Source organism: Bacillus cereus group sp. MS39, assembly GCF_040448665.1.
In the GTDB taxonomy this organism is placed as follows: Bacteria; Bacillota; Bacilli; order Bacillales; family Bacillaceae_G; genus Bacillus_A; species Bacillus_A wiedmannii.
This window is the reverse complement of sequence record NZ_CP123058.1, coordinates 779,049-799,511: the sequence shown is the minus strand read 5'-3', so window position 1 is coordinate 799,511 and position 20,463 is coordinate 779,049. Positions and strand designations below refer to the sequence as shown.

Below are 20,463 nucleotides of genomic sequence, written 5' to 3'. Positions count from 1 at the left end.
AATCTTTCTCAATCTTCTGTTTGGATTACCTCCCATCATCAAATGATTGTAATAACAGGTTCTCTTTCATATGAGATACGAAATAAATTTTGCGCACAAGTGGTGGTTCAATAGAAATTGCATGTACATTCCCTTGCTTTACCGCTTGCTCTACTACCATTTCTGGAAGTAACGTAATACCAAGTCCAGCTCCGACCATTGCAAGCATCGGTTCTGCATAAGAAGTTTCAAATGCAATGATTGGTTTCGCACCTATCCCCTGAAACATATTCGTAATCATTTTCCTTACATCACAGATTTCTGGGTATACGATTAACTTTTCATTTTGCAAATCTTCCATTCGGATCACTGTTTTCTCTTTATAAAGATGATCATTTGAAACGACACAAACAATTTTTTCTTCTCGCATTTCTTTTATACACGTAGCGCCTTCTACTATTGAATCGACGAACATCGCTTCAATCTTCCGTTCTTTAAAGAGTCCCATTAGTACTTTCGTATGCTCAATTTTCCATTCTACTTCGAATCCTTCACCTAATACATCTTTACATTTTGATATGTAATGAGCTGCTAAACTTGGCAATATGCCTATAGAAATTTTCCGCTTCTCCTGAAAAGTCTTCATTTCAGCTTTCACTTCATATATGTGTTCCAAAATCGGTAACATCCTTGTTATAAATAACTCTCCAGCTTCTGTTAATTCCACTCCTTGCGCGGAACGCTTGAGTAAAGTAACCTCTAAATCCGCTTCTAACCTTTGAATTTGCTTACTAAGCGCCGGTTGAGAAATATGTAAAAGCTTACTCGCCTTTGATAAACTGCGCGTATTCTTCACTTCAATAAACGATCGTACTGCCTCCAAATCCATCGTACACACCTCTAACAAAAAGTTATAACTGTCATAAAAAATCGATATTTCCTTCTATAAACAATTACTCTTTATACTTATTTCATCAACTTACTATAACGAAATGAAAAGGGGAAAGATACTCTTGGACAAAAAACAAATGCTACTCGGATCCCTCCTATGCTTACTTGCCGTAACAGCTTGGGGATTTATGTTTCCTGTCATGGCAAATGCTCTGCAGTTTATCGATCCGTTCTTCTTCACAACTATCCGATACGGATCAGCAGCTATTATTTTTCTTATTTTGCTATTCATTACTGAAGGAAAAACTTCACTCCACTTAGAAAAAAGAACACTTTCGTTATTCTTTTACGGAACAGTCGGTTTCGCTGGATATGGTTTTCTCATTTTTTACGGCCAACAACTTGCCGGGCCTTCTGGGGCCATCCATGCTGCGATGATTCAATCTCTTATGCCGCTCATCGCTTTATTATTGCAGTGGATAACAAAAAACAAACGCCCACAAAACTACACATTCCTTTGTATGTTCGTTGCATTGCTCGGTGTTATGCTTGTCATTTCAAAAGGAAATATTCACTTATTATTTGGAGCTGCCAGTCACCTCTCAACAAATATACTTATGCTATGCGGCGTTACTTGCTGGGTCATTTATACGAACGGTGGTGCTCGTTTTCAATCTTGGTCACCACTCAGGTATACGACGTTAACTTGTTTATTCGGCTCAGTTTCACTCATCGTTATCGTCACTTTCTTCACTTACACAAACATCGTTACTATGCCGTCACTTCGTACCATTATGAGCGTTCGTTTTGAACTCTTGTATATGTCGATTGTTGCAGGTGTTATCGCTGTATTTTGCTGGAACACAGGAAATCGCTATATTTCATCTATTAACGGCATATTATTTATGAATTTAGTTCCTGTACTTGCACTTATCGGTTCCATCTTTCGAGGTTATACAGTCGACAAAATTGAAATTGCCGGAGCCTCACTAACAATTATCGCGCTCTTATGCAACAATGTATGGCAAAGGAAAGAAAGCACAAAAATCCCCACCTCATTTCGTTAGGTGGGGATTTTTCACATATGAACAGCTCTTGGCAATTCATAGTACATATTCGTTATACATAATGTTTGCTCCATCCATTGCTCAATTTCTTTCGTGTACATTTCTATGAAAAATGTCTCAGACGGAAAAGAATGCAGCACTTCTGATATATATTGCGGATATAAAAACGGCATATTCATCATGCCTTTTAATTGCGTCATAAACATTGTAAAAGATACCTTTTTAAATTCCTGCTTTATTTGTCCCTGTCTAATCATTTGCTCTATATAATATCTTTCTTTAGAAAAGTAAATGGTCATCACTTCGCGAATTAATGTCGTATCAAGTGAAAGCTCTCGGTAGAAGAAACGTGTCAGCTCCCTATTTTCAAATTGATATCGTAAAATTCCGCGCACCATTTGTACCATCACATCTTTAGCCGACAAATATTCCCTCTGTTCGAACGACATTTCAATCACATGAATATATCCTTCTAAAAAGTCAGTAATAAGCTGTTCTAATAAACCTTGCTTTCCAGCAAAATAATATGAAATATTCGCTACATTCACATCCGCTCGCTTTGCAATTTCTCGCACCGACGTTCCATCATAACCTTTCGTGTTAAACAACGATATTGCCGCATCAATTACTTTTTGTTTCGTCTGTTTCATGCGCTCACTTCCTCTCACTGAACAGCTATAGTTTAAATTTCTTGACTTTTAAGACAAATTCCTTTAATTTTCTATCGACAAAGTCATGTGAAATACATCGTATTTTGCTAATATTTTACACATCTCGATAAAAAGGGAGTTGTTTCCATGTTTACAAAAGAAAGTTATACAGGTTCTCGTGAAGAACAATACGAGACAGTAATTAAACAACTGGATGCATTATTAACTGGCGAACCGAACGTAGTCGCAAACTTATCAAATGCGTCCGCATTATTAAATCAATTTTTAGATCGTGTGAATTGGGTTGGCTTTTATGTAACAGAAGGAAATCAGCTTGTTCTTGGACCTTTCCAAGGAATGCCTGCTTGCGTGCGCATTCCATTTGGACGAGGCGTTTGCGGCGTTGCAGCTGAAACAAAAACAACGCAGCTTGTAGCAGACGTTCACCAATTCCCAGGACATATCGCTTGCGACAGTGCTTCGAATTCAGAAATCGTTGTACCGATCGTGAAAGAAGGAACTGTCGTTGGAGTACTTGATATTGATAGCCCTGAAAAAAATCGTTTTGATGAAGTAGATCAGCGCTATTTAGAAAAGTTTGTGGAAACACTCCTAAAACATATTTAAAAAAGAAAAGAGCGAGTTATCGATTGCGTACATCACGTACGAAACCGATAGCTCACTCTTTTTTATTGATTACTAACAGTAGATATTTTCTTTAGTGCCTGTTCTAAATCAAAAACGATATCCTCCCATGATTCTAAACCGACAGATAAACGTATTAAATTATCGTAAATACCCATTTCTTGTCTTAGCTCAGCTGGAATCGCAGCGTGCGTCATCGTTGCCGGATGCTGAATTAACGTTTCTGTATCCCCTAAACTTACGGCAATTGTAATAAAGTGAAGGTCATTGATAAACGCTTGCGTCTCTTCTTTTCCGCCTTTTACTGAAAAAGAAATCACACCGCCGCCCCGTTTCATTTGGCGAGATGCTAACTCCCCTTCTGGATACCAAACACCTTCTACCGCATCATGATTTTTGAGGAACGATACAATTTTTTCTGCATTATCACAATGGCGGTCCATTCTTACCGCTAACGTCTTTAATCCGCGTAACAATAACCATGCATCAAACGGCGCCATAATACCGCCGATATCTTTTCGCATCGGGCGAATTTGTTCTGCTAACGCTTTCGTTTTACAAATCGTTACACCTGCCACAACATCACCGTGACCACCGATATATTTTGTCGCACTATGAACAACCGCGTCACAGCCCAGCTCAAGTGGTCTTTGTAAATAAGGTGAACAAAACGTATTATCAACAATAACAAGTAAGCCATTTCGCTTCGCAACCCGAATCACTTGTTTTAAATCAATTAATTTCATTGTCGGATTAATCGGTGTTTCAACGAAAATAAGCTTTGTATTTGGGCGGATTTTATTTTCAATATCATCCTCTGTCTCCATATCACAAAACGAATGCGTAATCATAAATTTTTCTTCTAACACTTCTAAAAAACCGTACGTGCATCCGTATAATCCATTTGAACAAATAATATGATCTCCAGCCTTTAGAAAACCAATTAAAGTTGCTGAAATAGCTGCCATACCGGATCCGAAAGCAAGTGCTTCTTCTCCTCCTTCTAACACCGCCATACGTTCTTCAAATAATTTTACAGTTGGATTTCCAAGTCTTGAGTAAATATAAGACGGATCAACTCCCGCAAAACTCGCCTCTCCTTGCTGCGCAGTCTCAAATGTAAATGTAGACGTTTGAAATAACGGTGGTGTTAAACTTCCTTTATGTTCCTCAGATGTATACCCGTGATGAATTAACGCTGTCTCCATATGTTTCTTTTTCATAAAAACATCCCCTTTATGTTTTTATTGCCGCATATTCACCAGTAAAAATTGATGAACGTTTTTACTACATTTTATGTAAGCGTTTTATTTGTGTTTCTATCTCTTCTTTTATATTGTTTTAAATTCCTTCTTATATTAATTTCCAAAATTTATATGCATAAAACAAAAACGTACTCGCTTGACGAAACTCTGGGTAAAAGATATAATAGCGTTTGTGTAAAATAAAAAGGCAGCCTTGTAATGTGAGTTTATCGTTTGTATTTTGTTCCTCTACGGAGGTGTATCTCGTAACTCCCTGCTGCTGGAGCGAAGGTACATGAAAACAAAATGCCCGTAAATATCGATTACGTCTGTTTTTATTTTACGTAAATAAAAACATTTTTAAAGGAGGAGTCAACTATGGCTCGTTATACAGGTCCAGCTTGGAAACTGTCTCGTCGTCTTGGAATCTCTCTAAGCGGCACAGGAAAAGAATTAGAAAAACGCCCTTACGCACCAGGTCCTCACGGTCCTAACCAACGTAAGAAACTTTCAGAATACGGTTTACAATTACAAGAGAAACAAAAACTTCGTCACATGTACGGCATGACTGAGCGTCAATTCCGTCGCACATTTGACCAAGCAGGTAAAATGCCTGGTAAGCACGGCGAAAACTTCATGATCCTTCTTGAAGCTCGTCTTGACAACCTAGTTTACCGTATGGGCTTAGCTCGCACTCGTCGTGCAGCTCGCCAATTAGTAAACCACGGCCACATCACAGTTGATGGATCTCGCGTAGATATCCCATCTTACCGTGTAAAACCTGGTCAAACAATCAGCGTTCGCGAAAAATCTAACAGCCTTGTTGTTGTTAAAGAAGCGATCGAAGTTAACAACTTCGTACCAGAATACTTAACTTTCGATGCTGATAAATTAGAAGCTACTTACACTCGTCACGCTGAGCGTTCTGAGTTAGCAGCTGAAATCAACGAAGCATTAATCGTAGAGTTCTACTCTCGTTAATCTCGGTACTCTGAAAAGAGTAGTATTAAAAGCCTTAGGAACCTTGTTTATCAAGGGGCCTGGGCTTTTTTTATTGAATATAGCCGGTATATGTATAGAAACAGAACAATGTAACAAAATAAAAAAGAACTGCAAGTCTATAGTTAATAAAAATTAACCCTCTCTCTAGAATTTCATCAATTTTTTATTCACATTAATAAAAATCCCCCCTCTTCTTCTAACACCGGAAACATACTACGCTCTATCCCATAACTCATTTTTCTTTCCTATACTCTCCTTTTGTTAATATTATTTTTACATGATCTACCTTCCCTTTTTTATTTACATTCAACCTTAAAAACCTCTTCATCACCAGAGCATCCGAATGAGATTAAAAAACTTAATGAACAAGCACCTTTTTTGCTGAATAATTAGAATATTACATTCACAACCACTTCCTTAAATTGATATTATCTTCTTGTAGGGGAGGGAAAGTTCATGTCTTTAAATATGTATCTCGGTGAAGTACAAGCTCAAACAGAAAGTATGAACGCTTTCTGTAACGCTACTATTCAAGGAATGGAACAAATTATTCATTCTATTGACGCTTTTGCATTAGATACTGTTCTACAAGGACAAACATATAGCAGTGCAAAAGCATATTTCTTACAAACCTTTCGTCCGTTAGCACAAGGAATCATTTACTTATGCGAAGAATTAATTCGTCAAAATGATGCCTTTCCAAGAGACTTTCAATCACAGGTAGCTTCTACAGATGTAATTGAACAAGAAATATTAGAACAAATTCGAGAAATTGACCGAATGATAGCAAGTACAGAAGCACTCCATCAAACTATGTGTAGCTTTTGAAAAAAGTCTGATTATTTATAATAAAGATCGATAATTTATAATAAAGTTTGATTAAAAATCCTGTGTTGATATGCAGGATTTTTTCTTGTTCCACAAACGAGCCATTTTCTTGAGTAACACTTTAATGAAAATAATTATGGAGCAAAAAAATTGTGAAGATTTTCCCTTAAACTAAAGGGTTGTAAAGGGGGAAATCTAAATGGTTGAAAATGCTCAAACAAACAGTAATTCGGTAATTTCTTTAAACCTTGGTATTATTTAGATCCTAATACCATTTATCGGTTTTTTTTGGTGGTTTAGGAGTTGTAGTTGCTAGAAAAGCGACAAAAGAAATTTTAGAAAAAAACCAAAGTGGTAGTGGATTAGCAACTTCCGGTTTAATTTGTAGTGTGGTGGGAATTATCATTCAAATCTTTTTAGTACTCAGTATTCTCGTTTTCTATTCTTTAAGAATTGTAGGATATCTTATTAAACTAAAGGGCCAGTCCTGCCATGGTTTGGGCGTTCAAAGCGTCGCAAACCATGAATAGGATTGGCTTACTATGGGGAGTAGTTTAATGTTTTATTAATAATTCCTATTTTTTGCCACATGAAGAAATTCCTTAACCGCAGGAGAAGCATTTGCAATTGATTGACAGGCAAGTGCTACTTCACGGCTGTTTTCAATATTTAGTTTGCTGATTTTTATGTTTTGCTGTGTCTTTAAAAATAATTCTGGACCTATCGTAACGCCAAGTCCTTCCTGTACCATATTAGCGATGGTTGTACAGTCGTGTACTTCAAAAAGAATAGATGGTTTAATTTGCGCTTCTGCAAATAATTCCTTAACATGTGATTGGTACATCCCTGTTGGCATAATAAAGGATTCATACATTAAATCATTCATTTCTACTATTTCTTTAGAATGAAATTGATGATCAGGGTGATAAGCGACTACCATCTTGTCTTTAATCAAAGGAACCAAATCGAAATTTGGGTTTGATTTTCCTTTTACTACAAATCCAATGTCAATAATGCCTGAACCTAACCATTCCGTAATCTCTTCATAGGTTCCTTCGTAAAATTTAAATTCTATTTTAGGATGCTTTTTCCGGAATTTTGCAAGTAATTTAGGCAATAAGCAGGAAGAAGCACTTGCAAAAGTGCCGATACGAATAATACCCGTTTCCAAGCTTGTCATAAGCGCAATTTCTTGATTAATGACTTCCACTCTTTTCAATATTTCTCTAATATGCGGCAGAATTTTTTGTCCTATATCTGTAAGTGTTATTCCTTTTTTTCGATCACGAATTAATAAAGAAACTCCCCATTCAGATTCTAAACTCGCAACTGCATGACTCACGGCAGATTGGGTCATATTTAATGTTTCAGCAGTTTCTGTAAAGCTTCCTAGCTCAACCACTTTTGCAATGATTTCGTAGCGCACAATAGTCATGAGTAATTACTCATCTCCTTTATTAAAAACATCAATTTTACTTATGTTAACATGGAACATAAAATAAAAACAGTAGTTCAAATATAAGGAGATGTACAAATTGAAAAATAATATGAATCAACTAATCATCATACTTTTAGCTTTAGGGGCTTTTGTAACAGGAACAGCAGAGTTTGTTGTTTCTGGAATTTTAGAACTGATTTCTTTTGAATTAGATATTTCAATTTCAATGGCTGGTCAGTTGATTACGATTTATTCTTTATCTTATGCTATTGGAGCTTTGATCTTGGTCATGCTAACGTCTAAATTGGATCGTAAAAAAGTACTTTTATATGCTATCTCTATATTTATTCTAGGGAATCTAGTTGCATTTTTTAGCTATAATTTTGTCTTTCTTATGTTATCTAGAGTCATTATGGCGATGAGTGGAGGGTTATACATTGTTGTTGCCACCAATTATGCTGCGCAAATTGCAGTTCCAGAAAAAAGAGGTAGTGCTATGGCAACAGTCATTACAGGTTTCACTGTTTCATTAGTACTTGGAGTACCTATCGGAACATTTTTAGCTGGACATTTTGATTGGCACTATATTTTCTTAATTATTGCGCTTGGCACAGTTTTTTTAATAATAGGACTTTACAAATTATTACCATCAATAAAAGGAAACCAACCGCTGCCATTTACACAACAGCTACAAATTATGAAAGATAAACGAGTCCTTACTGGTTTAATGACAACGATCTTTTGGATTTTAGGATATACGATGGTGTTCGCGTACATTGCTCCATTATTAAGTCATACTGCTGGTTTTTCTATAGAAATGACAAGTATCGCTTTATTTGTTTTAGGCACTTTTGCTTTTATTGGCTCACGCTTTGGAGGATATGCGGTAGACAGATGGGGACCTAATCGAACGATTTCATTAAGTTTATGTGTTCATATCATCTCTTTATTTGTACTAACATTTACACAGTATAGGGCAGTCGGTGTATTTGTCACACTAGCTTGTTGGGGAGTAGCAACTTGGACAACGACACCAGCAAAGCAGTTTTATCTGATTTCACTAAAACCACAATCCTCTGAAACCGTACTCAGTTTTAATACCGCCTTAATGAATGTTGGAATGATGCTAGGTTCTGCATTAGGAGGAATCATTATTCAGTATACAAATATAGTGAATTTAAGCTGGATTGGAGGATTATTCGGTATACTTGCACTTATTTTTATCAGATATTCTTTCTATTTAAATAGAAATTTTATGAAGAATCACCAATTTTAAGGATAAAAATACTTTCCAATACCAGCATTTCAAAAACTTGTTGAAGGTTTTGAAAGGGGAAATCATCACCCACCTTTGCAGTTGTGAAGGGAGAGGAAATGTATATTAGAACGAACGTACCGAATATCAAGTTCGCTGTGCATTTAACGGCTTTTGCATTGAAGAAGAGAACAAGGAAACTTTCATTAGAGTATGACTAATGAGTATAGGATTTGATAAATATTTTAGTTATTCCATTAAAGTGCGCGATTGTGGAAGATCACAGGCATAAAATAATTAAACTTTTTTATAAAAGATCTATACTAATTCACAAGAGAAGAATCCGTTTTGATCAATCTTTTTTCAAAACGGATTCCTTTTATTTAACGTAAAATACGAGTTTGAAAGGTAATTTTGATCAAACACTATTTTAAAGCCACACTATGCCAATTTCGGGCATGGACGCTATAGTAAATCTATTTGCTGTCATGAGGCGTAAACTGCAAGAAAAGTTAGAACATCTATATGAATTTAATCAAACATCTAGCGATAACTATAATACAGCGATTCAATTAGCTGCTAGTATTGCGACAGGTTTAGCTGAAGTACAAAGCGGAAAAGGTTTTAGTCCCGCCAGTGGTACATTTAGTACACAAGGGTTGAATATGGAATGGATAGCCTCTATTCAAAAAATTGCAGAGGAAAGAGTTCAAGAAGCCGAAATAAAAAAAGAAATTGAAGAAAAAATGGCTTTGCAGGAACAAGAAGCTAATAGACCGTGGTACCAAAAAACAGCTATTGGCGCTTGGGAATTCTTCCAAGGAATTTGTAATTCAGCTGCTGAAAACTTTACAGGCGTAGAATTACCAATGGGCAATGAATTAGAAAACAAAACAACCTTTCAAGCCGGAAATCTTGTGGGGAATTTTGTATCAGGGGTAGGATCTATTTTTGAAATTTTGGGCGGTATAGCTATTGTAACAGGATCAAATGTTGGAACCGTATTGTTAGAAGGAGTAACTTTCGGGGCAGCATCACCAATTGTTATCCCAGCTGATTTAGCTCTTACAACCGCTGGAGCAGGTGTTGCTACACATGGTACATTTGTATGGTATAATACGATTCAAAATAGTATTGATACTCTTCAAAAATTCCAATCTTCTAGTAGAATTACAGCTGATTTTGAAAAAGAAATTAGCAAGTTACCTAAGGAAGAACGTATTCCAAAAGTAAATAAGAAAGCGGAAGAAATCGCAAAAAACAATGGATGGGAAAGAAATAAATCATTAGAAAAAAAGAATAAAGGACGAACTATTTATACTGACCCTAAAACTAAAAAACATTACTCAGTAGATACTCAACATGGAAGATTTGAAGAACTCAATAAAAGAGGTAAACATTTAGGTGAAATTGATTTTGATTTGAAAGGAACTAAAGGACCAGATAAGTCAGGAGGGTATGACATAAATGTTAAATAAAAAAATTGAAGAAGTAAAAAGAAAATACTACGTAAAAAAAAATATAGAAGAATATTTACAAAAGTCTTCTATCAAACTAACTCTCCCTAAACAAATAATTGATTTTTGTAATAAAAATAATATTAAAATTAAAGGAGATAGCGACATAGTATTTCCTTCAAATGATTGGTATATTACTTTACCAAGTTATGTAAAAGGCGAGTTTGAAGTTGAATATACTACATATCTTATCATTTCTAAACTAGCTAATGTATATTCTATCCTTAATTCCTTTGAAATTGTAAATAAAGATGTCAATGGCATGATGCCTACTTTAACTGGAGATTCAGAGCAAGAATATACTAGATTACAATCTCAATTAATATCAGTTATTGAAACAACTCTAAAAGCAAGCGGATATGAAAGAATTGGTTACACAGAGAGTAGCCGAAAAATAGAAGGAATAAAATTTGCAGACGATGTCGCACTATTTGGTCCCGATGTAACTGTTGATGACATTCTATTTAGGGATGTACTCGATGTAACACCTGATTGATATTTAAACTAACGTTTACGTTAGCTTTTCCTTTGTTTCAAATCAAATATCATAGAAAAGGCATATTTGCTTTTACTGGTGAAAATATCATAACTAAGATACTTCAAAATGAACTGTATCAAGCGAATTATACATTTGCAAAGACTTCAATTTTACGTACGAAAAAAGAACAAATTCAGGAAAAATTTTGAGACGTATTTGAAAGAAATGAAAGGTAAATATGCTATTGAGATTAGGTTTAGGGAGGAATAATTGATGGCATATGATTTAGAACTTGAAATAAAAGAGGTACTTGAGAAAATTGGCTTTGTAGAAAGATACAAAGCCTTATCAGAAAATTTTTCCGATAGAACAAATACATTTGAAAACTATGAAAATGAAAAAGCTATTGAAGTATTCGAGTCTCTTGGCTATAAAGCTCGTTACAATAAAAAAGAAGACTTTTTTATTGTAGGAGAAGTAAAAAACAAAGATATCTACGCCTTTAGATTCAACATCAGCTTAAAATATGGTGTTGCTGAATTGATTTGGGAGGCATGTCATAACGGTGAAGTTAGAGCTGGAGACCCATGGGACATATTTATACGATTGTTATCAAATGACACGGAAAAAGTACCCGTGCTATATTTCCACAGTTACGAAGAACTCAAAGAAATCATGAAAATTGCCTTTGAAATGTACGAAGATTTCAAGCGAGAATTAATTCCTATTTATTCATAATGTAAAAAGCTACCAAAGACAACTAAAATAGTTACTTCGAGTAGCTTTTATTTATATATATTAAAGTTATTTATTTTCCTCTTTCTGAACATATACATAAGCATCTTTCTGCTCTTTATGTATATCCACCTTCGAATTCTCTGCAAGCTGACCCGCATTTAGCAAAGAAAAAATAATGAGCGCTTCTAGTGACATTTCGTTTTACCACTCCTTTCTATTTGTTATACGTTTATCATACCGCTTACATGTGATTTCCGTATGAACTCGAAAAGGAGATTACAACAAAAAGGTTACAGGCATACGAATGCACGCTATAATAACCATAAAATAGGAGGTGGATTCTTTTTGACAATAAACCAAATGGTTCAACTCGGAAGTTCATTTATGTTGTTTATTACTTCAGCACTTATGAGTTGGTATCAGGGGAGTAATCTAATAGATTATCCTGATGAATGGAAATATAGCGCTAAGTTTACGAATTACTTTAAAGGTACCGTTTCAAATTACCAAGATATTTATCAAATCGATTTCTTTATATATGCGGCAAAATTTTATCCAACAGTATTTGTTCTTATGCTCATTAGCTTACTTTATATGCTCATATTAATTCTTCATATTTTATTTACAAGAAAAGATCAGGCAATCTAAATTTATACATAAAAACCCCGAATCATAGACTTTTCAGCCTACAATCCGGGGTACTATTTGTTTTATATTCGTTTCTGATTAGTAACGAATTAAGAAATATTTCTTTTTACCGCGGCGAATGATTGTGAATTTACCTTCGATGCGGTCGTTTTCTGTTACAACGTAGTCTAATGCTTGTGTACGCTCACCGTTTACGTAGATTGCGCCGTTCGTTACATCTTCACGTGCTTGACGTTTTGATGGAGAGATTTTGCTTTCTACAAGTAAGTCGATTAATACTGTATCTTCTGCAGTACGTTCTACAGATGGTACGTCTTTGAATCCTTGTTCGATTTCGCTTGCAGTCAGTTCTGCTACAGAACCGCTGAATAATGCAGCTGAAATTTTAATCGCTTGCTCTAATGCTTCTCCGCCGTGAACAAGTTTTGTCATTTCAGAACCTAATGCTTTTTGTGCTGCACGTTTTTCTGGTGCTTCAGCTACTTGCTTTTCAAGCTCAAGAATTTCTTCATGAGATAAGAATGTGAAGTATTTTAAGTATTTAACAACATCGCGGTCATCTGTGTTGATCCAGAATTGGTAGAACTCGTAAGGAGTTGTTTTTTCTGGGTCTAACCAAATTGCGCCGCCTTCTGTTTTACCAAACTTCGTACCGTCAGATTTTGTAACTAGTGGAATTGTTAAACCGAATGCTTTCGCATCTTCTTCTGATTTACGGATTAATTCAAGACCAGCTGTAATATTACCCCATTGGTCACTACCACCGATTTGCAGGCGGCAATTATGGTGTTGGTATAAGTTTAAGAAGTCGTATGATTGTAAAATCATGTAACTGAACTCAGTGAATGAAATACCAGTCTCTAAACGAGATGCTACTGTATCTTTTGCTAACATATAGTTTAAACCGAAGTTTTTACCGATATCGCGTAAGAATGAAATTACATCTAAGTTACCAAGCCAGTCATAGTTGTTAGCCATTGTTGCTGGGTTGTCCACGTTTTCGAACTCTAAGAAGTTTGAAAGTTGGTTTTTAATGCTTTCTGTGTAGTAAGCAACTGTATCTTTCGTATTTAATGTACGCTCTGCTTTTTTACCACTTGGGTCACCGATCATACCAGTACCTCCGCCAACTAGTGCGATTGGTTGATGACCAGCTAATTGGAAACGACGTAACATTAATACTGGTAACATATGACCAATGTGTAAGCTATCCGCTGTCGGGTCGAAACCACAGTATAATTTAACGCTTTCTTTTTCTAATAATTGCTCAAGCCCCTCAGCATCTGTTTGCTGATTAATTAGACCGCGAAATTCAAGATCTTGTAAAATACCCATATCCTACATACTCTCCTTTAAGTTCATTACTGGCGTGAAGGTTGAAAACATAAAAAAATCGCCCCTTTAAATAAGGGACGATTTTGATTATCGCGTTACCACCCTAGTTGCAGGCAAAAAAAAGCCTACCACCTTATTTACATAACGGCTTAGCACCGTCTTTTCCCTTTTGAATACAATTCAATCGAAAAAAGATGCTCTAGGGGCGTAATTCGCGATCATCTATGTGCTGATTTTCACCGGCCATCAGCTCTCTAAAACAGGGAAATGATCACTACTTCTCCCTTTCCACGCTCAATTATTCATATACTTTTCTTTATACCATCATTTATATAGGCGTGTCAAATAGAGGTCGAGTTTCTCTCCTTGCCAATCCTCTACAACGTCGCAAAGAGTATCGTAATAAGAGAAAGAATTGGAACCCCAACTAATAACGATACATGAAACACAACCGATAAATCATTCCCAATGGTCGCCTCCACAGGATCTTTTGCCGGAGAACCAAGAAATCCGATTAATCGATCGAAGCGACTTACCGTTTTTGGAAAGTCTGGTATTTCTACATGGTCACTATCTAAATGCTGTTTTAACTTATATTCACTCTTAAAGGGATTTTCGCTCAATTTCATCCACCTCCAGCAATTGTTTCAATTTCTTTATCCCGTTATGAAGTCTCGATTTCACTGTTCCAATTGGAATGTTTAATATCTCTGCAATTTCTTTTTGCTGCATGTCATGATAATAAGAAAGGATTAGGACCGCTCTTTGCTCTTCTGGAACTTTCAAAATTGCTTCTCTTACTGTGAGCCGATCTTCGTGAGAAAATTCTTTTTCCTGAATTGGCACTAAAAATGGCAAAAGTGTACGCCACTTTTTTCTCCTATTTAATTTATTAATCATAAGACGATAACCGATTTGAAATAAATACGTTTTTATTTTTCCTTTTTCAAGTTCATACATATGTTTCTTACGCTCTAGCGTCAAAAACGTATCTTGCACAAGGTCGATACTTAATTGCTCATCTCGGTTAAATCGATACAAAAATGTGTATAGCGCTGGTTTGATTAAAACGTATAGTTTTTCCCCAGCCTGCTTATCTCCACTTTGATACGCAAGCATGAGCTCCTCCTCAATCCCAATCTGCGCCATGATTTTTGATCTCCTTTATTCCTTTTAACGTTAATGAAATACGGGAAATTAAATAGCAACTTGCGACAATAATCCATACTTGCGATTGATTCGTAAAAAATTGAACATACGGGTTTTGAATTGTCTGTCCGGTTGAAACTAAAATATTTAATGCTTGCACACAAATGCATGCATACACTGCAAGACAAGCCGAAATCGTATCAAATACATTCCAGCGAAAATACACTTTTGTTTTTGTAAAATCAATTTTATATCCATTTTTCCGTACTATATGTTTTCTATCAAATGGAATGATGATTGAAAACATAACAATCATCATGACCCCAGCTGTAATCATTGAAACTTTAAATCCGATTGGCATCGGTAATAACAAACCACAAGAAAATACGACTATAATTCCAATTACAGCAAAACCAAGAAGTAATTTATTAGACATAAAAAAGCCTCCCTCATCTATTCTTTCACAAATGCATACAGACCAGGAAGGCACTTCGTTCAAATATTATTTTATTTTTTTAATAATCTTTGCAGGATTCCCGCCAACTACTACGTTATCTGGCACATCTTTCGTTACAACAGCGCCAGATGCGATCACCGCATTGTCTCCAATTGTGACACCAGGATTAATAATCGCTCTTCCGCCAATCCATACGTTATCGCCAATTATAACTGGTTTTCCGTATTCTGATCCGCTTATGCGCTCTACTGGATCAAGCGGGTGCGTTGCTGTATAAATGTGAACACCTGGAGCTAACATACAGTTCACTCCAATTGTTACTGGGCATACGTCTAAAATTGTACAATCAAAGTTCGCGTAAAAATTTTCGCCAACGTGAATGTTATAGCCGTAATCACATCTAAAAGAAGATTCAAGATGAATGTTATCCCCAGTCGTTCCGAATAATTCTTTTACGATTTCGCTACGCTCTTTTAATTGTACTTCTGGCGTATCATTTAATTTTCTCGTTAATATACGAGCTTGCTCCCTCTCTTGTACTAAAACTGGATCAGCCGGTATGTACATTTCTCCTAGTATCATCTTTTTCTTTTCTGTTTTCATCATACTATCCCCTTTCAACTTATATATATAAGTTGATGATATCATAAAAAAGAAGGGTCTGAACGTTGTTTCGTTCAGACCCTTCTCTCTTAATCTTCCATCGTTGATAAGTCACCTGTTGGTAAGTTTAACTCCCACGCTTTTAATACGCGGCGCATAATTTTACCACTTCTCGTTTTCGGTAATTTATCTCTAAATTCAATTTGTCTTGGCGCTGCATGAGCTGCTAGGCCTTTCTTTACAAATTGACGAATTTCTTCTTTTAATTCATCAGATGGTTCGTATCCTGCTCGAAGCGCGATAAATGCTTTAATGATTTCGCCGCGCACCGGATCAGGAATACCAATTACCCCAGCTTCTGCAACAGCAGCATGCTCGATTAATTTGCTTTCTACTTCAAACGGACCAACGCGCTCACCTGACGTCATAATAACATCGTCAATACGTCCTTGGAACCAGAAGTATCCATCCTCGTCCATATAGGCAGAGTCACCTGATACGTACCAATCTCCCGGCATAAAGTAAGACTCATATTTTTGCTTGTTATTCCAAATCCCGCGCATCATAGCTGGCCAACCTTTACCAATTGCTAAGTTGCCCATTGTGTATGGAGGCACTTCATTTCCTTCATTATCAACAATCGCTGCTTTCACACCTGGAATTGGTTTACCCATTGAACCTGGACGGATTTCCATACAAGGATAGTTACAAATAACTTGTCCACCTGTTTCTGTCATCCACCACGTATCATGAATACGAAGTCCAAATGCATTCATACCCCAGCGAATTACTTCTGGATTTAACGGTTCACCAACGCTTAATACGTGACGAACTTGTGATAAATCATATTTTTTAATTGCGTCTTGTCCAGCTCCCATTAACATACGGAATGCTGTTGGCGCGCTGTACCAAACTGTTACACCGTAATCTTGCAGTGCTTCATACCACGCTTCTGGACTAAAGCGGCCACCTAAAATAACATTTGATGCTCCGACTAACCACGGCGCGAAAATACCGTAAGCCGTTCCTGTTACCCAGCCTGGGTCAGCTGTGCACCAATATACATCGTCCTCTTTTAAATCTAATACCCACCTCGCCGTTTGATAGTGCTGCACCATTGCGTTTTGCGCATGTAGCACACCTTTTGGCTTCCCAGTAGAACCAGATGTGTAATGTAGAATTAAACCGTCTTCACGGCCTAGCCATTCGATATGTAATTCTTTTGAAGCTTGTTCAAATAAAGGATTGAACGCTACCGTTTTACCGCCTTCTTCTACATTATCTCCAACAAGGAATACTGTTTTTAAAGCAGGTAAATCATTTAATGGTACTCGCTCTAACAATTCAGGTGTTGTAATTAACACTTTTGCTTCGCTATCTTCTAAACGATCGCGAACTGCGCCTTCCATAAATGCTTCAAATAGCGGACCAACGATTGCTCCCAATTTCACTGCACCTAAAAGTGCAAAATATAACTCTGGGGAACGCGGCATAAAAATAAAAACGCGATCGCCTTTTTCTACATCGCCATAATTTTTCAGGACGTTTCCTGCTTTATTAGAAAAATCCTTCATTTCCTTAAATGTATATTTCTCTTTTCGCGATCCATCTTGATAATAAAGGGCTACTTTATTCTTTCGATCGGATTTCGCATGCTTATCAATTGCCTCATACGCCATATTTACTCGACCTGTTTCATTCCAAGTAAAATTTTTATTAACCTCTTCCCAGTTAAAATTCGCGTATGCCTCATCATAATTCGGCAAATTATTTTCTCCTTTAATGACAGGAAGCGTTTCTACTTTCATACTTTACATCCCCCTCCTATGTATTCTATTATCTATTATAATGATATTATTTAAAATTTTCAGTATATTTGTTGATTTTTAGACAAATTTTTAATGACAAAATTCGATTCACATCGCATATATTATAAAGTACGATATTAATAGATTCACAAACCCTCAAGGTGGTGAGCAATACATTGATCCATAAAAAAATATACAATGCCAGAAACTTAAAAACAGCGAAAGGCACTTTAATTATTGAAGGTCCTGTCTCTACACATAACTTAGAAATGTATGAATTTCATCCAGACTTAATTGCGTTTCGTCCTGCCGAGCAGCAATATAAAGCAATTGTCGAAATTTCTAAATTACCAGAAGCTCGTCTCATTATTGCTAGACATGACCGAACGATCGTTGGATATGTTACATACTTGTATCCTGATCCACTCGAACGATGGTCAGAAGGAAAGATTGAAAACTTAATTGAACTCGGGGCAATTGAAGTTGTCCCCACCTTCCGCGGTTGCTCTGTCGGAAAGAACTTATTAGAAGTTTCAATGATGGACGATCATATGGAAGATTACATTATATTGACGACTGAATATTATTGGCACTGGGATTTAAAACAAACAGGCTTAAATGTTTGGGAATATCGAAAAGTAATGGAAAAGATGATGAATGCTGGTGGCTTACAATGGATGGCTACAGATGATCCTGAAATTTGCTCGCATCCCGCTAACTGTTTAATGGTCCGCATCGGTAAACGCGTTGATACGGAGTCTATTCAAGCATTTGATCGTCTACGTTTTCACAATCGTTTTATGTACTAAATAAAGGGGGCAACTGGAATGATTGTAGAAGAAATTATGAATCAAGATGTGGTGACACTACACCCAAACGATACAATCGAAACAGCAATCCGAACGATACGCACGAAAGGCATTCGGCACATTCCAATTGTCGATCAAAATAATCATGTGGTAGGCATTATTTCTGATCGGGATGTAAGAGATGCAAGTCCATCAATTCTTGATGAACAAGTTCCACTCGCTATGCTGAAACAACCGCTCGACCTTATTATGAAACAACCTGTTATGACTTGCCATCCTCTCGATTTCGTTGAAGAAATTGCTACTTTATTTTTTGAAAATAAAATTGGCTGTCTCCCTGTTACAAAGGCTGGCAAGCTAGTTGGAATCATTTCTGAATCTACTGTACTGCACACGTTAGTGAAATTAACAGGAGCACATCAACCAAGTTCACAAATTGAAATTCAAGTAAAAAACGAACCTGGTATTCTTGGAAAAGTCGTTGCTATTTTTAGTGATTTGCAAATAAATATCGTGAGCGTTCTCGTCTACCCAGCAAAAGATGAGAATGATAAAGTACTCGTTTTCCGCATTCAAACGATGAATCCGCTAAAAGTGATTGATGCACTTGAAGCAGAAGGCTACCGCGTATTATGGCCGAACATTATGGGGATGCAAGCATGAGTAGCGCGTTTATTTATTCGGATGATTTTCGGGGCTATTCGTTTAGCCCTGATCATCCTTTTAACCAACTTCGCGTCACACTTACGTATGACTTATTACAAAAGGGTGGTTTCATCTCTCCTTCCCAAATCATCTCACCACGGATGGCTACAGATGAAGAGATCGCCTACGTTCATACAGAGGAGTACATAAATGCGGTAAAACGTGCTGGAGAAGGTAAGTTAGAAAAATCAATTGCGATGACATATGGACTCGGTACAGAAGATACACCGATGTTTCCAAATATGCACGAGGCAAGTGCATTACTTGTTGGTGGAACATTAACAGCTGTCGATGCTGTTCTTTCCGGGAAAGTAAAACATGCACTTAATTTAGGCGGTGGCTTACATCATGGCTTCCGCGGCAAGGCATCTGGCTTTTGTATTTATAACGATAGTTCCATCGCAATGAAATATATACAGAAAAAATACGGTTTACGTGTTTTATATATTGATACAGATGCTCATCACGGTGATGGTGTACAGTGGTCTTTTTACGACGATCCTAACGTATGCACCATTTCACTACATGAAACTGGGCGTTATTTATTCCCTGGAACTGGCGCTGTAAATGAGCGCGGACAAGGTAATGGCTATAGTTATTCTTTTAACGTTCCACTGGATGCCTTTACAGAAGACGAATCGTTTTTAAATTCATATCGTACTGTCGTAAAAGAAGTTGCCGCATACTTTAAACCGGATATTATTTTAACGCAAAACGGCGCTGACGCACATTATTATGACCCACTTACACACCTTTGCGCAACGATGAATATTTACCGTGAAATACCGAAGCTCGCTCGCGAAATCGCTAATGAATATTGCGAAGGTCGCTGGATCGCTGTCGGCGGTGGTGGCTATGACCACTGGCGCGTCGTCCCAAGAGCTTGGGCACTCATTTGGCTCGAAATGAACAACATCCAAAACATCTCAGGTTATCTCCCTCCAGAATGGATTGACGCTTGGAAAGGACAAGCTGAAACAGAACTTCCCCTCACATGGGAAGATCCAGACAACATGTATAAACCGATCCCCCGTAAACCAGAAATTGAAGAAAAGAATGCATTAACTGTAGCGAAATCCCTTGAAATTATTCGGAATAATATGACAAAATCTTTGTACTAAACGAAAAGGAGGCTCGTTTTTTTAATGGCCTCCTTTTATTTATTGACGACTTTTGTCGGTAAGTCGATATATTTTTAGATTCGCTGATATATTCTA

The 20,463-nt window shown here is 36.7% G+C and carries 21 protein-coding genes, 2 pseudogenes and 1 other annotated feature; of the genes and pseudogenes, 12 read left to right on the top strand and 11 right to left on the bottom strand.

Annotation, left to right across the window (positions count from 1 at the left end; all coding sequences use genetic code 11):
* Positions 1 to 25: 25 nt before the first annotated feature.
* The gene (locus tag QEP67_RS04165; RefSeq protein WP_000362567.1) at positions 26 to 868 is read right to left on the bottom strand and encodes a LysR family transcriptional regulator; all 843 of its coding nucleotides are present in this window, start codon (positions 866 to 868) and stop codon (positions 26 to 28) included.
* 124 nt (positions 869 to 992) lie between these two features.
* On the opposite strand from QEP67_RS04165, the gene QEP67_RS04160 reads away from it, so the two are divergent.
* Entirely contained in the window at positions 993 to 1,937 is a 945-nt protein-coding gene (locus tag QEP67_RS04160) for a DMT family transporter (protein ID WP_000358806.1), read from the top strand.
* Positions 1,938 to 1,948: 11 nt separating this feature from the next.
* Here the strand turns inward: QEP67_RS04160 and refZ are convergent, their stop codons facing one another.
* The gene (refZ, locus tag QEP67_RS04155) at positions 1,949 to 2,587 is read right to left on the bottom strand and encodes a forespore capture DNA-binding protein RefZ (protein WP_000814937.1); all 639 of its coding nucleotides are present in this window, start codon (positions 2,585 to 2,587) and stop codon (positions 1,949 to 1,951) included.
* Between the two features lie 147 nt (positions 2,588 to 2,734).
* Between refZ and QEP67_RS04150 the strand changes: the two genes are divergently transcribed.
* Entirely contained in the window at positions 2,735 to 3,214 is a 480-nt protein-coding gene (locus QEP67_RS04150) for a GAF domain-containing protein (RefSeq protein ID WP_000494344.1), read from the top strand.
* A 62-nt stretch (positions 3,215 to 3,276) separates the two neighbouring features.
* Here QEP67_RS04150 and megL read toward each other — a convergent pair whose 3' ends face one another.
* Entirely contained in the window at positions 3,277 to 4,455 is a 1,179-nt protein-coding gene (gene megL, locus QEP67_RS04145) for a methionine gamma-lyase (RefSeq protein WP_000726592.1), read from the bottom strand.
* A 399-nt stretch (positions 4,456 to 4,854) separates the two neighbouring features.
* Between megL and rpsD the strand changes: the two genes are divergently transcribed.
* Complete coding sequence (rpsD, locus tag QEP67_RS04140) at positions 4,855 to 5,457, top strand: 30S ribosomal protein S4 (RefSeq protein WP_000135322.1); 603 nt, start codon at positions 4,855 to 4,857, stop codon at positions 5,455 to 5,457.
* Positions 5,458 to 5,934: 477 nt separating this feature from the next.
* A pseudogene (locus QEP67_RS04135) lies at positions 5,935 to 6,282 on the top strand (T7SS effector LXG polymorphic toxin); the annotation flags it as partial.
* Between the two features lie 589 nt (positions 6,283 to 6,871).
* Here QEP67_RS04135 and QEP67_RS04130 read toward each other — a convergent pair.
* Positions 6,872 to 7,741 (bottom strand): LysR family transcriptional regulator, encoded by an 870-nt coding sequence (locus QEP67_RS04130; protein ID WP_000158037.1) that lies wholly within the window; start codon positions 7,739 to 7,741, stop codon positions 6,872 to 6,874.
* Between the two features lie 91 nt (positions 7,742 to 7,832).
* Between QEP67_RS04130 and QEP67_RS04125 the strand changes: the two genes are divergently transcribed.
* The 4 genes and pseudogenes from QEP67_RS04125 (at position 7,833) to QEP67_RS04110 (ending at position 11,732) form a co-directional block, all read left to right on the top strand.
* Positions 7,833 to 9,020: an MFS transporter gene (locus tag QEP67_RS04125; RefSeq protein ID WP_003193623.1), complete on the top strand. Its 1,188-nt coding sequence runs from the start codon at positions 7,833 to 7,835 to the stop codon at positions 9,018 to 9,020.
* A gap of 422 nt (positions 9,021 to 9,442) precedes the next feature.
* Positions 9,443 to 10,477: pseudogene (locus QEP67_RS04120) on the top strand (hypothetical protein); the annotation flags it as partial.
* The gene (locus QEP67_RS04115; RefSeq protein ID WP_000932710.1) at positions 10,467 to 11,012 is read left to right on the top strand and encodes a hypothetical protein; all 546 of its coding nucleotides are present in this window, start codon (positions 10,467 to 10,469) and stop codon (positions 11,010 to 11,012) included. The pseudogene QEP67_RS04120 and the gene QEP67_RS04115, both read left to right, overlap by 11 nt.
* A 255-nt stretch (positions 11,013 to 11,267) precedes the next feature.
* The gene (locus QEP67_RS04110; RefSeq protein WP_353706527.1) at positions 11,268 to 11,732 is read left to right on the top strand and encodes a hypothetical protein; all 465 of its coding nucleotides are present in this window, start codon (positions 11,268 to 11,270) and stop codon (positions 11,730 to 11,732) included.
* A 66-nt stretch (positions 11,733 to 11,798) separates the two neighbouring features.
* On the opposite strand, the gene QEP67_RS04105 is transcribed toward QEP67_RS04110, so the two are convergent.
* The gene (locus tag QEP67_RS04105) at positions 11,799 to 11,927 is read right to left on the bottom strand and encodes a hypothetical protein (RefSeq protein WP_000050940.1); all 129 of its coding nucleotides are present in this window, start codon (positions 11,925 to 11,927) and stop codon (positions 11,799 to 11,801) included.
* 63 nt (positions 11,928 to 11,990) lie between these two features.
* Here QEP67_RS04105 and QEP67_RS04100 point away from each other — a divergent pair, with 63 nt between their 5' ends.
* The gene (locus tag QEP67_RS04100; RefSeq protein WP_081253880.1) at positions 11,991 to 12,380 is read left to right on the top strand and encodes a YjdJ family protein; all 390 of its coding nucleotides are present in this window, start codon (positions 11,991 to 11,993) and stop codon (positions 12,378 to 12,380) included.
* Positions 12,381 to 12,458: 78 nt separating this feature from the next.
* On the opposite strand, the gene tyrS is transcribed toward QEP67_RS04100, so the two are convergent.
* The 6 genes from tyrS to acsA form a co-directional block, all read right to left on the bottom strand.
* A complete protein-coding gene (tyrS, locus tag QEP67_RS04095; protein ID WP_182811908.1) occupies positions 12,459 to 13,715 on the bottom strand; it encodes a tyrosine--tRNA ligase in 1,257 nt (418 codons plus the stop codon).
* Positions 13,716 to 13,785: 70 nt separating this feature from the next.
* Positions 13,786 to 14,015 (bottom strand) — a binding site (T-box leader).
* Between the two features lie 77 nt (positions 14,016 to 14,092).
* On the bottom strand, positions 14,093 to 14,338 hold the full coding sequence (locus QEP67_RS04090) for a hypothetical protein (RefSeq protein ID WP_001293781.1): 246 nt from the start codon (positions 14,336 to 14,338) through the stop codon (positions 14,093 to 14,095).
* Positions 14,319 to 14,864, bottom strand: coding sequence for an RNA polymerase sigma factor (locus QEP67_RS04085; protein WP_000057187.1), 546 nt, complete (start codon positions 14,862 to 14,864; stop codon positions 14,319 to 14,321). The genes QEP67_RS04090 and QEP67_RS04085 overlap by 20 nt, the downstream gene beginning before the upstream one ends.
* On the bottom strand, positions 14,845 to 15,300 hold the full coding sequence (locus QEP67_RS04080; RefSeq protein WP_000066436.1) for a hypothetical protein: 456 nt from the start codon (positions 15,298 to 15,300) through the stop codon (positions 14,845 to 14,847). The genes QEP67_RS04085 and QEP67_RS04080 overlap by 20 nt, the downstream gene beginning before the upstream one ends.
* A 66-nt stretch (positions 15,301 to 15,366) precedes the next feature.
* On the bottom strand, positions 15,367 to 15,927 hold the full coding sequence (locus QEP67_RS04075) for a maltose acetyltransferase domain-containing protein (RefSeq protein ID WP_048565777.1): 561 nt from the start codon (positions 15,925 to 15,927) through the stop codon (positions 15,367 to 15,369).
* Between the two features lie 86 nt (positions 15,928 to 16,013).
* A complete protein-coding gene (gene acsA, locus QEP67_RS04070; RefSeq protein WP_048565778.1) occupies positions 16,014 to 17,732 on the bottom strand; it encodes an acetate--CoA ligase in 1,719 nt (572 codons plus the stop codon).
* 176 nt (positions 17,733 to 17,908) lie between these two features.
* Here acsA and acuA point away from each other — a divergent pair, with 176 nt between their 5' ends.
* The 3 genes from acuA to acuC are packed head-to-tail and all read left to right on the top strand — an operon-like array spanning position 17,909 to position 20,367.
* The gene (acuA, locus tag QEP67_RS04065) at positions 17,909 to 18,541 is read left to right on the top strand and encodes an acetoin utilization protein acetyltransferase AcuA (protein WP_000581390.1); all 633 of its coding nucleotides are present in this window, start codon (positions 17,909 to 17,911) and stop codon (positions 18,539 to 18,541) included.
* Between the two features lie 18 nt (positions 18,542 to 18,559).
* A complete protein-coding gene (locus QEP67_RS04060; RefSeq protein WP_000634565.1) occupies positions 18,560 to 19,204 on the top strand; it encodes an acetoin utilization AcuB family protein in 645 nt (214 codons plus the stop codon).
* Positions 19,201 to 20,367 (top strand): acetoin utilization protein AcuC, encoded by a 1,167-nt coding sequence (gene acuC, locus QEP67_RS04055; RefSeq protein WP_000092827.1) that lies wholly within the window; start codon positions 19,201 to 19,203, stop codon positions 20,365 to 20,367. The genes QEP67_RS04060 and acuC overlap by 4 nt, the downstream gene beginning before the upstream one ends.
* Positions 20,368 to 20,463 lie beyond the last annotated feature (96 nt).

What these genes read in the sequence shown, in the direction of transcription:
- QEP67_RS04165 (WP_000362567.1), bottom strand. Translation starts at nt 868, where the DNA reads ATGGATTTGGAGGCAGTACGATCGTTTATTGAAGTGAAGAATACGCGC.
- refZ (WP_000814937.1), bottom strand. Translation starts at nt 2,587, where the DNA reads ATGAAACAGACGAAACAAAAAGTAATTGATGCGGCAATATCGTTGTTT.
- QEP67_RS04150 (WP_000494344.1), top strand. Translation starts at nt 2,735, where the DNA reads ATGTTTACAAAAGAAAGTTATACAGGTTCTCGTGAAGAACAATACGAG.
- megL (WP_000726592.1), bottom strand. Translation starts at nt 4,455, where the DNA reads ATGAAAAAGAAACATATGGAGACAGCGTTAATTCATCACGGGTATACA.
- rpsD (WP_000135322.1), top strand. Translation starts at nt 4,855, where the DNA reads ATGGCTCGTTATACAGGTCCAGCTTGGAAACTGTCTCGTCGTCTTGGA.
- QEP67_RS04130 (WP_000158037.1), bottom strand. Translation starts at nt 7,741, where the DNA reads ATGACTATTGTGCGCTACGAAATCATTGCAAAAGTGGTTGAGCTAGGA.
- QEP67_RS04125 (WP_003193623.1), top strand. Translation starts at nt 7,833, where the DNA reads ATGTACAAATTGAAAAATAATATGAATCAACTAATCATCATACTTTTA.
- QEP67_RS04115 (WP_000932710.1), top strand. Translation starts at nt 10,467, where the DNA reads ATGTTAAATAAAAAAATTGAAGAAGTAAAAAGAAAATACTACGTAAAA.
- QEP67_RS04110 (WP_353706527.1), top strand. Translation starts at nt 11,268, where the DNA reads ATGGCATATGATTTAGAACTTGAAATAAAAGAGGTACTTGAGAAAATT.
- QEP67_RS04105 (WP_000050940.1), bottom strand. Translation starts at nt 11,927, where the DNA reads ATGTCACTAGAAGCGCTCATTATTTTTTCTTTGCTAAATGCGGGTCAG.
- QEP67_RS04100 (WP_081253880.1), top strand. Translation starts at nt 11,991, where the DNA reads ATGAACTCGAAAAGGAGATTACAACAAAAAGGTTACAGGCATACGAAT.
- tyrS (WP_182811908.1), bottom strand. Translation starts at nt 13,715, where the DNA reads ATGGGTATTTTACAAGATCTTGAATTTCGCGGTCTAATTAATCAGCAA.
- QEP67_RS04085 (WP_000057187.1), bottom strand. Translation starts at nt 14,864, where the DNA reads ATGGCGCAGATTGGGATTGAGGAGGAGCTCATGCTTGCGTATCAAAGT.
- QEP67_RS04080 (WP_000066436.1), bottom strand. Translation starts at nt 15,300, where the DNA reads ATGTCTAATAAATTACTTCTTGGTTTTGCTGTAATTGGAATTATAGTC.
- QEP67_RS04075 (WP_048565777.1), bottom strand. Translation starts at nt 15,927, where the DNA reads ATGATGAAAACAGAAAAGAAAAAGATGATACTAGGAGAAATGTACATA.
- acsA (WP_048565778.1), bottom strand. Translation starts at nt 17,732, where the DNA reads ATGAAAGTAGAAACGCTTCCTGTCATTAAAGGAGAAAATAATTTGCCG.
- QEP67_RS04060 (WP_000634565.1), top strand. Translation starts at nt 18,560, where the DNA reads ATGATTGTAGAAGAAATTATGAATCAAGATGTGGTGACACTACACCCA.
- acuC (WP_000092827.1), top strand. Translation starts at nt 19,201, where the DNA reads ATGAGTAGCGCGTTTATTTATTCGGATGATTTTCGGGGCTATTCGTTT.